The organism is Microbulbifer agarilyticus (assembly GCF_001999945.1).
Taxonomy (GTDB): Bacteria; Pseudomonadota; Gammaproteobacteria; order Pseudomonadales; family Cellvibrionaceae; genus Microbulbifer; species Microbulbifer agarilyticus_A.
Map to the genome: position 1 here is coordinate 3,842,598 of NZ_CP019650.1, position 11,897 is coordinate 3,854,494.

11 protein-coding genes are annotated in these 11,897 nt (G+C 57.1%); 5 read left to right on the forward strand and 6 right to left on the reverse strand.

All coding sequences use genetic code 11. From position 1 onward, the window contains the following. Positions 1–140 precede the first annotated feature (140 nt). From Mag101_RS15895 to metF, 4 genes are all read left to right on the forward strand, one after another. The gene (locus Mag101_RS15895) at positions 141–1,118 is read left to right on the forward strand and encodes a metalloregulator ArsR/SmtB family transcription factor (RefSeq protein ID WP_077407273.1); all 978 of its coding nucleotides are present in this window, start codon (positions 141–143) and stop codon (positions 1,116–1,118) included. 138 nt (positions 1,119–1,256) lie between these two features. After that, entirely contained in the window at positions 1,257–2,477 is a 1,221-nt protein-coding gene (gene metK / locus Mag101_RS15900) for a methionine adenosyltransferase (RefSeq protein ID WP_077407276.1), read from the forward strand. A 72-nt stretch (positions 2,478–2,549) separates the two neighbouring features. Further along, positions 2,550–3,926 carry an adenosylhomocysteinase gene (gene ahcY / locus Mag101_RS15905; RefSeq protein WP_077407279.1) on the forward strand — a complete coding sequence of 459 codons (1,377 nt, stop codon included), beginning with the start codon at positions 2,550–2,552 and terminating at the stop codon, positions 3,924–3,926. A 63-nt stretch (positions 3,927–3,989) separates the two neighbouring features. Beyond that, positions 3,990–4,829 carry a methylenetetrahydrofolate reductase [NAD(P)H] gene (gene metF, locus Mag101_RS15910; protein ID WP_077407281.1) on the forward strand — a complete coding sequence of 280 codons (840 nt, stop codon included), beginning with the start codon at positions 3,990–3,992 and terminating at the stop codon, positions 4,827–4,829. Positions 4,830–4,869: 40 nt separating this feature from the next. Here the strand turns inward: metF and Mag101_RS15915 are convergent, their stop codons facing one another. Continuing rightward, complete coding sequence (locus tag Mag101_RS15915; RefSeq protein ID WP_232325059.1) at positions 4,870–5,523, reverse strand: OmpA family protein; 654 nt, start codon at positions 5,521–5,523, stop codon at positions 4,870–4,872. 234 nt (positions 5,524–5,757) lie between these two features. Between Mag101_RS15915 and Mag101_RS15920 the strand changes: the two genes are divergently transcribed. Next, positions 5,758–6,510, forward strand: a complete 753-nt coding sequence (locus Mag101_RS15920) for a hypothetical protein (RefSeq protein WP_077407284.1) — start codon at positions 5,758–5,760, stop codon at positions 6,508–6,510. A 21-nt stretch (positions 6,511–6,531) separates the two neighbouring features. Here the strand turns inward: Mag101_RS15920 and Mag101_RS18025 are convergent, their stop codons facing one another. From Mag101_RS18025 to Mag101_RS15940, 5 genes are all read right to left on the reverse strand, one after another. Next, positions 6,532–6,693, reverse strand: a complete 162-nt coding sequence (locus Mag101_RS18025) for a hypothetical protein (RefSeq protein WP_198040011.1) — start codon at positions 6,691–6,693, stop codon at positions 6,532–6,534. Between the two features lie 86 nt (positions 6,694–6,779). Beyond that, complete coding sequence (locus Mag101_RS15925; RefSeq protein ID WP_077407286.1) at positions 6,780–7,439, reverse strand: HAD family hydrolase; 660 nt, start codon at positions 7,437–7,439, stop codon at positions 6,780–6,782. Positions 7,440–7,461: 22 nt separating this feature from the next. Continuing rightward, positions 7,462–7,824, reverse strand: coding sequence for a hypothetical protein (locus Mag101_RS15930; protein WP_077407289.1), 363 nt, complete (start codon positions 7,822–7,824; stop codon positions 7,462–7,464). Between the two features lie 13 nt (positions 7,825–7,837). Further along, on the reverse strand, positions 7,838–8,578 hold the full coding sequence (locus tag Mag101_RS15935) for a 16S rRNA (uracil(1498)-N(3))-methyltransferase (RefSeq protein ID WP_077407291.1): 741 nt from the start codon (positions 8,576–8,578) through the stop codon (positions 7,838–7,840). Positions 8,579–8,760: 182 nt separating this feature from the next. Continuing rightward, a complete protein-coding gene (locus tag Mag101_RS15940; RefSeq protein ID WP_077407294.1) occupies positions 8,761–11,895 on the reverse strand; it encodes an efflux RND transporter permease subunit in 3,135 nt (1,044 codons plus the stop codon). Between the last annotated feature and the right edge of the window lie 2 nt (positions 11,896–11,897).

The following is an 11,897-nucleotide window of genomic DNA, read 5'->3' on the forward strand; positions in this document are numbered from 1 at the left end:
CAACATTTTCCTAACAAATAGCAATCCTGCTGTACCCGCGGGATTCTCCATGGAATTCACCTCACCTGCATCAATTTTTTTAAATACAGCTAAATCAAAAATTTTTGATATAGATCAAAAGCACTGCTAGACTCCCCGCCATGCTTGAGTCCAATAGTGCCTCCAGCCAACCGGCCGGGGATGACAAACAACATGCCAGCGACCAGATTCCGCAACTGGCAGCGACCCTCAAGGCCGCCGGCGATCCGTTGCGTCTGGAGATCTTGCGCCTGCTGGCGCAGGACTCCTACAGCGTGCTGGAGCTGTGCCACATCTTCGACCTGCGCCAACCAGCGCTTTCGCACCACCTTAAGGTGCTCTCTCAGGCTGGCCTGGTGAGCAAACGCCGCGAGGGCAACAACCTGTTCTACCGGCGCACCGCCAACAGTGACTTGCTCCAGCAACTGTTCAGTGGCCTCGACCAGCTGCCGCTGGGCGCTGACCGCGCCGCCACCGTGGCCCAGGTTGCCGCCGAGCGTGCCGAGGCCTCGCGGCGCTTCTTCGCCGACTACGGCAATCGCTTCCGCGAGCAGCAGGAGTTGATCGCCAGTTATAGCGTCTACGGCCCGCAGGTAGCACAGCTGCTAAAACCCGGCCGTCACGCACTCGAGGTGGGCCCTGGTGAGGGTGAGTTTCTGGAGGAGCTGGCCAGCCGATTTGGCACGGTAACCGCGCTGGATCTGTCCCAGACCATGCTCGAACGCGCGCAGGCGTTTTCCGATGACAAGGGCCTGCAGAATATCGAGTTCGTGTGTGATGACACGCGTGCCGCCGCAGCCCGCCCGGAAAGCGCGGACTGCATTGTGGTGAATATGGTGTTGCACCACACGCCAGATCCCGCGCAGATTTTTCACGATCTGCAAAAGTCTTTAAGGGCCGGCGGGCAGCTGCTGATTACCGACCTGCACGACCACGCGCAGGACTGGGCAAGGGATGCCTGCGGCGATCTGTGGTTAGGTTTTACGCCGCAGCAACTGGTCGAGTGGGCAGCGGACGCAGGCCTGGGCAAAGGGCGCAGTGTGCACAGCGCGCTGCGCAACGGCTTCCAAATTCAGATTCAGGAATTTGTTAAACCCTGACAATTCCAAAAAACGCCTTCAAGCAGCAAACCATTTACGTATTAGCCAAGTACTAGGCAGTGTCGGCGGGAGAAACCGTAGTTCCCCGCGCCAGCATAGGAATAACTGAAGCGCGACAAGCGCATAGGAGAACTCAGCATGAGTGAATACAGCATTTTTACTTCGGAATCAGTCTCCGAAGGCCACCCAGACAAAATCGCCGACCAGATTTCCGATGCGGTACTGGACGCCCTGCTGGCACGCGACAAAAACGCCCGTGTTGCCTGTGAAACGCTGGTAAAAACCGGTATCGCGGTTATTGCCGGCGAAATCAGCACCAATGCCTGGGTCGACCTGGAAGATCTCGTGCGCAAGGTCATTACCGACATCGGTTACACCTCTTCTGCGGTAGGTTACGACGGCGAAACCTGTGGCGTGATCAATGTCATCGGCAAGCAGTCCGTGGATATCGCGCAGGGCGTGGACCGGGTAAAACCGGAAGACCAGGGCGCCGGTGACCAGGGCCTGATGTTCGGCTATGCCACCGATGAAACCCCGACGTTCATGCCGTCACCGGTGTACTACGCACACCGTCTGGTGGAGCGTCAGGCAGAAGCACGCAAGTCCGGCCTGCTGCCGTGGCTCCGCCCGGATGCGAAGAGCCAGGTTACCTTCCGCTACAACGAGCAGGGCGAGCCCTGTGCGATCGATGCGGTCGTACTTTCTACCCAACACAATGAAGAAGTGTCTCAGGAAGACCTGCGCGAAGCAGTGATGGAGCTGATCGTGCACCACGTGCTGCCAGCCGACCTGCTGCATGAAAACACCAAGTACCACATCAACCCGACCGGCAAATTTGTGATCGGTGGGCCTGTGGGCGACTGCGGTCTGACCGGCCGTAAAATTATCGTGGACACCTATGGCGGTTCCGCCCGTCACGGCGGCGGCGCTTTCTCCGGTAAGGATCCATCCAAGGTTGACCGTTCCGCAGCTTATGCGGGCCGCTACGTAGCGAAAAATATCGTCGCCGCTGGTCTCGCCAAGCGCTGTGAGATTCAGGTGTCCTATGCGATTGGCGTCGCCGAGCCGACCTCTGTTTCTATTAACACCTTCGGCACCGGCAACATCAGCGACGAAAAGCTGATCGAACTGGTACGGGAAAACTTCGACCTGCGCCCCTACGCAATCTCCAATGCGCTGGACCTGCTGCACCCCATGTATCAGCTGACTGCTGCCTATGGCCACTTCGGCCGCGAGCCGTTCGAGCACAGCTACAAGTGGATCGACAGCAACGGTAAGGAACAGGTAGAGACCTTCACCGCTTTCCCGTGGGAAAAAACCGACAAGGCGGAAACCCTGCGCGCTCAAGCGGGCTTCTAATCAAAAAACACCGAATACAGAGGCCCGCACGGGCCTCCAAGAAAATTCTCAAGGATCTAACTAGTGAACCAAATGAGCACCGAATTCAAAGACTTCAAGGTTGCAGATATCAACCTGGCCGACTGGGGCCGCAAGGAAATTGAAATTGCCGAAGGCGAAATGCCGGCGCTGATCACCCTGCGTGAAAAGTACCGTGCGGAGCAGCCGCTGGCAGGCGCCCGCATCATGGGCTGCATCCACATGACCATCCAGACCGCGGTGCTGATTGAAACCCTGGTGGCGCTTGGCGCAGAGGTACGCTGGTCTTCGTGCAACATTTTCTCCACCCAGGACCACGCCGCTGCGGCCATCGCCGCGCGCGGAATCCCGGTATTTGCCTGGAAAGGTGAGACCGAAGAGGAATACGAGTGGTGCCTGGAACGCACCATCGGCGCAGACGCCGCTGGCTGGCAGCCAAACATGATTCTCGATGACGGCGGTGACCTCACCGAACTGCTGCACCGCAAGTACCCAGAGCTGCTGGACAACTGTCACGGTATCAGTGAAGAAACCACCACCGGCGTACACCGCCTGCAGGACATGCTAAAGGCAGGTACCCTCAAGGTGCCGGCGATCAACGTGAACGACGCCGTAACCAAGAGTAAAAACGACAACAAGTACGGTTGTCGCCACAGCCTGAACGATGCCATTAAGCGCGGCACCGACCACCTGCTGTCCGGCAAAAAAGCGCTGGTTATCGGTTACGGTGATGTGGGCAAAGGCTCTGCGGCGTCCCTGCGCCAGGAAGGCATGATCGTAAAAGTGACCGAGGTTGACCCCATCTGTGCCATGCAGGCCTGTATGGACGGTTTCGAACTGGTTTCCCCGTATATCAACGGCGAAAACAACGGCACCGCAGATTGCATCGACCGCAGCCTGCTCGCCAATACTGACCTGATCGTGACGACTACCGGCAACGTGAATGTGTGCGACGCGCACATGCTGGCGGCACTGAAGTCCGGTGCAGTGGTGTGCAACATCGGCCACTTCGACAACGAAATCGACACCGCGTTTATGCGCGAAAACTGGGAGTGGCAGGAAGTGAAACCGCAGGTGCACAAGATTGTGCGCGATGCGGCGACCAACGATCACCTGCTGCTGTTGTCCGAAGGTCGCCTGGTAAACCTGGGCAACGCCACCGGCCACCCCAGCCGCATCATGGACGGCTCCTTCGCCAACCAGGTACTGGCTCAGATCCACCTGTACAAGGAAAAGTTTGCCGACCTGCCCGCAGACCAGAAAGTATCCGCGCTGTACGTAAAAGTACTGCCGAAGCACCTGGACGAAGAAGTGGCCAAGTACATGGTCGAGGGCTTTGGCGGCGTAATTACACGCATGACCGAAGACCAGGCCAAATATATCGGCGTATCTGTTGACGGCCCGTACAAGCCAGAAAGCTACAAGTATTAAGATGCCTCAGGACCGGTCGTGAGTCACCATCGCGACCGGTATCCGAGGGAACGGAAAAGAACAATGAGTGATTTACGTATTAGTTTTGAGTTTTTCCCACCCAAGACCGAAGAGGGTCGGGAAAAACTGAAGAGCACCCGCGAGCAGCTGCAAGCATTTAACCCGGAGTTTTTCTCCGTTACCTACGGTGCCGGCGGCACCACCCGCGATACCACCGCCAATATTGTGTGCGGCCTGCGGGAAAAGGGGGTTTCCATTGCACCGCACCTGTCATTTGGCGGCGACAACGAAGAGATCGTGCTGGGCCTGCTGAACCGCTACAAGGAAGCCGGCGTCGACCGCATCGTGGCCCTGCGCGGTGACATGCCTTCCGGTATGGGTGCCGTTGCGCAGCTGGTGTACGCCAACGAATTGGTAGCCTTTATCCGCCGCCATACCGGTGACCACTTTCACCTGGAAGTCGCGGCCTACCCGGAAATTCATCCGGAAGCCGGCAGTTACGATGACGATATCCGCTATCTGAAAGGCAAGTTTGATGCAGGTGCCAACAGCGCCCTGACGCAATACTTCTATAACCCGGATGCGTATTTCTATTTCCTGGATCAGTGCGCCAAGGCCGGTATCGATGCGCCGATTTACCCCGGCATCATGCCGATCACCAACTTCACCAACCTGGCGCGCTTCTCCCGCAACTGCGGCGCAGAAATCCCGCGCTGGCTTAAGTACCGCATGGAAAGCTTCAGCAATCCGGATGATGTAAAAAAGCTGGGTTTGGAAATCGTCACCGACCTGTGCGAAACCCTGCTCGAGGGCGGCGCGCCCGGACTGCATTTCTACACCATGAATCAGGTGGGGCCGACGGCCAGTATTCTGGATGCACTGCAGCTGACGCGGGAAGCCTGACCCCTTACTTTGACGGCGCCGTGATCGGCGCCGTCAATTTTCAATTCGCTGGCGGCCCGCTGGCACCATCTCGCCCTGCTTTCTTCGGCGACCCCAAACGCACGTTCAGCGGCTTGCCATCGAAGTCGATCACCCGCACCACCAAACGTCGATTTTTCTCACGCCCGCGTTGAGTGGCATTGTCTGCGATTGGGTCGGAATCTCCGAGCCCTGCAGCTTCCACACGGCCGGAATCAATTCCTCGCTCCAGTAAAAACTGACGCACCCAGTCAGCCCGCCACTGCGATAGCTTGCGATTTTTATCGGGATCACCGGCGTTGTCCGTATGTCCTTCCACCACAATCTTGAGTGCTGGAAAATCGCGCATGATAACCAGCAGAGCCTCGACATCCCCCAACGTATCCATCTTGGGAGCAAAGCCGCCGGGAAGAAAATCCACCGCCAACACAAAGCTATCTCCCAGCTCCCGTGTCTGCCCCATCAAGTAGCGCACCATATCGTCGCCAAACGGGGCCGCTTCGCGGGCAGTTTTTTCGCTTAAGCCATTGCTCACAAGTTCCCGTGGATCGAGAGCGTATTTCTTGGTGGGATCGGTACAGCCCGTCGCAAGCAGGATAGCAAGCGTTAAAGGAGGCATTGCGAAGATGTAGCTACGACGGGTACGCAGTGAAGACTTTGAACATGCGTTGGGCATGGGGTCAGCTCCTCAACGAGAATCTATGGGCGCCCGCGACGTACACGAGCACCTGCGTTTTAACGATTCTAGAGTCAGGGAAAAGTATTCCCTAGGTGAACCCAAGCATCATCCTTCACCGCCACCAGCCTAACCGGCACAGCCTTCAACAAAACCTCTGAGTACGCGTATTTCTGAAAAGACCAACGGGACTCTAACCTTCACAAATTGCCCAAAGCCCTCTGGGAGATGGCTATGAACAAACAGCTCCTGCTTACCATTCTCGGCATCGCCGCCATTGCCTGGGCGCTGGTGTTTAACGCCAAGGTCACTGCACAGCAAATCGTCACCGTGGATCCGGGGGATGCCTGGCTGAATGCCAGTGAAGGCTATCAGGAGAAAGTAACCTGGCGCATTGCCAGTAGGGGCGGTGCCGCCTCACCGCGCGGGGTGTTTGTAAATCTGGATAACAACGAAGAGCTCGCGGTAGTTGACCAAATTCTCGAATTCAGTGGCGACAGCGGTCAGCTGACAGAGATCGTACAAATTTCTCCGGTGCAGGCACGAAGCTGGCACCAGAAAGGGGTCAGAAGAGTTGGCTACCGACGCGTGTTTGCCGGCCCCTCAGGCAGCCTTTCCAACCATATCCTGTTTGATCTGGACTCCAGCGGTCGCCTGGCACAAGTAAAGGCCTCACCACCCTCACAGACCGTAAGCGGCAAATCCCGTCAAATGATGATGGCATGGAACCTGGATAGCGACCTGGGCAACATCAGCGCGACATCCACCAGCGGACAATTTCTGGTGGGAGACACGGTAATTTACGAGGTCGCTGAAGCGGTAACCGCGCAGGCCGGCAAGCCATTGCGAGAAACTGTTGAATTACCGCCCGGCCTGGTGCGGTCATTACTGGCGCAGGGTATTAATGAGGTGCGCTACACCCGGACTTTTGTGGATGAAAAGGACACGCGGCGCAGCGCTTCAGTAGAGGTTCAATTGACGGAGTAGCAGCACAATACGTTAAATACGTTAGACCCGCTTGCGACGGGTAAGCTGGAACCAGAAAAGTCCTTCTAGCAGTATGCCAAACACAAGGAAGATGGCACCGCCGGCCGGGATGCCGAATACGTAACAGGCGATCGCTGCAAACAGACACGCGAAGGCGATTAATATCCTTTTTAAGGTACTCATGGCTTTGCTTCCTTTCTGCTTAGTTACTTTTTTATTTAGCTACTTTCTGTTTAGTTGCTTGCTGTATGTTAGTTTGCCAGTGCTTCTCAAAAATAATCCAGCAGTAACTGCATATCATTAATCACCCGTGCACCCTCCGCCTCCAGCTGGCGCGTGCGGGGTGCATGCTGACTATATCCAATAACGGGCATGCCTGCCGATACCGCAGCCTGCACCCCGGCAATGGAATCCTCAACCACGAGACAGTGCTCAGGGGCCACATTAAACTGCGCCGCACTGTGCAGAAACAGATCCGGCCAGGGCTTACCGCGACCAACATCGTCAGCGCTGTAAATACGCCCGGCAAAGTAATCCCACAGACCGGTCTTGTTTAGCGTGATCTGCATTTTCGCATGCGGACCGGATGAGGCCACGCAGGTTTTCAGGTCGGTGGCCTGTAACTTATCCAGCACCTCATGAATACCAGTTACCGCCTCCAGCTCTGAATGAAACGCGGCGCGAATACGGCTCTCCGTTGCATTGAAGTAAGACTGCGGCAGCGGACCACCGTAACGGGTTTCGATATCCAAAAGGCAGTCCTGGGTAGAACGGCCGCTGAACTCCTCATCCAACTGCTCTGCGGTGGCCGGCATACCGAGTTTCGTCATTTCTTCGGCAACCACGCGACACACGATGGACTCACTGTCTACCAGCACGCCATCGCAATCGAAGATAACCAAACGGGTTTGGGTGGCAAAGCTATCCATGTTACTTCCAGTGTTGCTGATATCAGGTCGCGGAGATTAACAGGATACCGATCAATACACCTGCAGCACCCGCGACACGGACAATATTTTCATTGCCATGGGCGATACCCAGGACAAATTCTCGGGTGCGCTCGTAACCGCACTGCAGCGCATAAGCACCGATCACCACCAGTAATATACCGAGCACAGTGAACAATGTGTCCCAACTGCGGGTATCGGAAATCGACAGGAAAATAATACCGATAACAATCCGCGCCCAGGCACCAAAGTAAAACATCTGCGGGTTCATGCGATCGCCAATGTCGCGCGCAATCTGCGGCTTGAGGATAATCAGAATCGACATGGCGGTAATGGCAACGCCAATCAACCAAACGAGAGCTTTCATAGTGTATTCCCTGTTAGATATCGCCCCATTGATATTGCAGCACCGATAGAGCTGCAACCGGCGCCGTCTCGGTGCGTAAAACCCGCGGCCCCAACCGCAGCGGATGGAAGTCCTTTCGCAGAGCCAGCTCAATTTCCTCCGCCGACAAGCCACCCTCCGGCCCCACCAATAATAGCGCGGCATGCGGGCGCCCGGATTGCTGCTCCAACTCAGCCAGAGTCGCATCGGTGCGATGGTGCAACACCAGCTTCAGAGCCTCGCTGTCCTTGGCCTGATCGAGCAATTGCGGCAATTTGAGTGGCGGCAAAATCTCCGGGACTAGATTGCGCGCGCACTGTTCACAGGCACTGATGGCAATCTGTTGCCACTGGCCCAGCTTTTTCTGCAGGCGATCGCCGGAGAGTTTTACTTCGCAGCGTTCGGTAAACAGCGGCTGAATCTGCGCCACCCCCAACTCGGTGGCCTTCTGGATCACCCAGTCAAAACGATCACCGCGGGAAACACCGATCGCCAAAGTGATGGCCAGCGGCGACTGCCTGTCACCCTCGCTAAAAGCACCAATTTTCACCCGCGCCTTTTTTCCCGCCTCAATCAGCTCCGCCGCGTACTCACCGCCGCTCCCATCAAACAAAACAAGCGGACGCCCCGGCCCCAGGCGCAACACCTTAACCAGATGACGCGAAGCCGCCTCATCCAGCTGAAACTCTGTTTGGTTAGCCAATGGCTGCGAAGAAAAAATACGAGGAATACGCAAAGGGACTTCCAGATCCAGGAAAACATTGCGTGAAGGGTAATACAGGCAGAAAGGAAGTTGTAGTTAGAACCCCGCGGCCACGGGATAAGGCCGCTTGGTGGCCTTGCAAGGAACAGTTGCCGCTCAGGTTGTGGAGTGCAGGGCCACCAAGCGGCCGCCACTGCACCCACAAAGTGCTCGAGTTATGCCCGCTCAATATCCAGCGGCAGTTCTTCAGCAGGCTTGTCGCCCTTCACCTTAACCCGCATCGTCTCAATAACTTTGTACAGGTTAGGTACCAGCACCAGCGTCACAAAGGTCGCACACAGTACGCCAAACGCCAGACTGACCACCATCGGAATCAGGAACTGCGCCTGGATCGAACGCTCGAACATAATCGGCACCAGACCGATAAACGTGGTGATAGAAGTCAGGATGATCGGACGGAAGCGATCGCGCCCCGCCTGTACCACCGCATCCATCACCGCCATGCCCTGAGCACGCAGCTGATTAATGCGATCCATCAATACCAGGTTATCGTTCACCACCACGCCCGCAGCCGCCAGGAAGCCCAGCATGGACATGATACTGATATCGTACCCCATGATCAGGTGGCCCAATACCGCGCCGAAGAAGCCAAACGGTACCGCCGTCAGGATCAACAAGGGCTGCGAATAAGAACGGAACGCAATCGCCAGCAGCGCGTAGATGGTGAACAGGGACAGCACGAAGAAGGCACCAATGGCACTGCCGAACTCTTCCTCTTCCTGCATCTCGCCCGCCGTCTTCAAACTGAAGCCCGGGAAGTCGTTTTCCCATTTCTTCAGATGTTTTTCACGCACCTGTTTCAGGATCTCGTGCGCCGGCGAGGTACCCGGGATCAACTCCGCAGTAATCTGCACCGTGCGCTCGCGATCGCTGCGACGAATGGTGGTGTAGCCGGGGACGTATACCGCATCGGCCACCGCACTGAACGGGATTTCACCGTCGGTGGTGCGGACACGGATACGATCGATCTGCTCCTCACTGGCACGCTCTTCCTGTGGATAACGCACCATCACCCGCACGTCTTCACGACCACGGGGGATACGCTGCACTTCTTCACCATAGAAACCCTGGCGCACCTGCCTGGCCACATCGGCGAGGCCAATGCCCATATTGGTGGCATGGGGCTTCAGCTGGATCTCAATGTCCTGTCGCGCCGCGATCAGGTTATCGCGCACATCGTAAACGCCGGCAAAGTTATTCAGTGCCTCTTTCACCGCATCGGCCGCACGGCGCATTTCCGCCATGTCGCCGGAAGCGGTGCTTAGGTTGAGGGACATACCCTTACCACCATCGTTGATGGTGTGCTGGATATTCATCTCTTCAACACTGGCCGGCAACTTGCCCACATAGTCGCGCCATTTCAGCGCCAGTTGCTCGGAAGTAACGTCGCGCTCTTCACCATCGGTAAGCTGCAGCAGCACAGTGACGTTGCCGCGCCACAGGAATACCATGGTGTTATCGACAAATTCCTTGCCGCCATTCAGCGCCAGCATGTCCGGGTCTTTCGCCAACTGCATACCGGCGCGCTCGAACTGTTCCAGTACCCGCTTGGCCTCTTCAAAGGACTCGCCTTGGGCCATGGTGGTTCTGAGCTCCAGCAGGTCCGAAGGTACCGACGGCGAGAACGCCTTGCCCACGTAACCTTTGCCGAACAACACGAAGGACAGGATCAGGGCCAGGAAGAAAATCATCACCGTGGTGCGGCTGTTGCTGAGGGACTTCTCCAGCAGCGGCAAGTAGTACTTGTCGCCAGCGATTTTCATGGCGCCGGCGAACTTGCCGCGCACGTCCTGAAGTTTGCGGCCAACACTCGACGTAGCCTTCTTTTCAGGCTTTAGACCAACCAAGTGCGCGGGCAGAATCAGTAAAGATTCAACCAGCGAGAACACCAGACACAGCAATACCACGACCGGCAGTGCCATCATCATCTGTGAGGTGTAACCCGGCAGGAACAGCATGGGCACGAAGAACACCATGGTGGACACGACCGCAAAGATCACCGGTGCAGATACGGTTTTCACCCCAGCCTCGGCGGCTTTTAGTCCGGTCTCGCCGCGGTCGTGGGCGGCGTGCACCGCCTCGCCGACAATAATTGCATCGTCCACCACGATACCGAGGATCATCAGGAAGGCGAACAGTGACAGCATGTTCAGGGTGATGCCGGTAACCGGCAGCAACCAGAAGGCGCCCATAAATGCGGTAAAGATGCCCACGGTTACCCACACCGCCAGCGCCGGGCGCAGGAACAGCATCAGCAACACAAACACCAGAGCCAGACCAGTCACCGCGTTCCAGAACAGCATGCTCATGCGGCTTTCATAGGCCTCGGAGAAGTCGAACCAGGTCTCGAATTCCATACCCGGCGGCAGCGTCTCCCGCGCCTCTTTCATAAACTCGCGAATGCCTTCGGCGGTCGCCACCACGTCCAGCGGCTCACCCTGCATGACCCGCAGGTTCATCGCCGGCTTGCCGTTGAAGCGGATGATCGAACCCTCTTCCTCAAAGCCGTCGTTGATCGAGGCCACGTCACGCAGCAACAGTTGGGTACCGTCGGCGCGGCTGATCACCGGAATACGCGCGAAATCTTCCGCGGTGTAGGCCTGTCCGCGGGTCTGTACCTGGATATCACCGCGGTCGGAACGCACGCGACCGGCCGGTAAGTCCAGAGAGGAGCGACGCACCGCATTGGCGACATCGTCGAAGGACAGGTTGAAGCGACGCAGGTTCACTTCCGAGACTTCGATGGAAACCTCATCCGCACGATCACCCCACACATCCACACGGCGCACGCCGGGGATCAGCATCAGCTTGTCGCGCAGGTCCAGCGCAGTTTCCTTGAGCTGGCGCGGGGAGACGGGACCGCCGATGGCGATCATCATCATCTGCTGTTCCCACTCCTCCAGCGCGATCACCGGGCGCTCGATATCTGCGGGGAAGGTGTTGATGGAATCCACCTGCACCTTGATGTCGTTCAGCAGGCGCAGCTCGTCGTAGCCGTCGATGGCCTGGATACGCACGGTGCTGTTACTGCGCGAGGACCAGGAGTTCACCTCCTTGATGCCCTTCACTTCGGAAATAGCCTGCTCGACCCGCTGGGTTACCTGCTGTTCCACCTCCGCGGGGCCGGCACCGGGGAAGCTGATGTTGATCCGCACTACGCCGGGGTTAATCGCCGGGAACACCTCGCGCCCGACGTGGGAAATACCAAAAATACCGCCGATGATGATCATCACCATCAGCAGGTTGGCCGCCTTACTGTTGCGGACGAACCATCCAATAATGCCCTGCATAA

Coding starts and splice junctions, on each gene's coding strand:
- Mag101_RS15895 (WP_077407273.1), top strand. CDS start 141: ATGCTTGAGTCCAATAGTGCCTCCAGCCAACCGGCCGGGGATGACAAA.
- metK (WP_077407276.1), top strand. CDS start 1,257: ATGAGTGAATACAGCATTTTTACTTCGGAATCAGTCTCCGAAGGCCAC.
- ahcY (WP_077407279.1), top strand. CDS start 2,550: ATGAGCACCGAATTCAAAGACTTCAAGGTTGCAGATATCAACCTGGCC.
- metF (WP_077407281.1), top strand. CDS start 3,990: ATGAGTGATTTACGTATTAGTTTTGAGTTTTTCCCACCCAAGACCGAA.
- Mag101_RS15915 (WP_232325059.1), bottom strand. CDS start 5,523: ATGCCCAACGCATGTTCAAAGTCTTCACTGCGTACCCGTCGTAGCTAC.
- Mag101_RS15920 (WP_077407284.1), top strand. CDS start 5,758: ATGAACAAACAGCTCCTGCTTACCATTCTCGGCATCGCCGCCATTGCC.
- Mag101_RS18025 (WP_198040011.1), bottom strand. CDS start 6,693: ATGAGTACCTTAAAAAGGATATTAATCGCCTTCGCGTGTCTGTTTGCA.
- Mag101_RS15925 (WP_077407286.1), bottom strand. CDS start 7,439: ATGGATAGCTTTGCCACCCAAACCCGTTTGGTTATCTTCGATTGCGAT.
- Mag101_RS15930 (WP_077407289.1), bottom strand. CDS start 7,824: ATGAAAGCTCTCGTTTGGTTGATTGGCGTTGCCATTACCGCCATGTCG.
- Mag101_RS15940 (WP_077407294.1), bottom strand. CDS start 11,895: ATGCAGGGCATTATTGGATGGTTCGTCCGCAACAGTAAGGCGGCCAAC.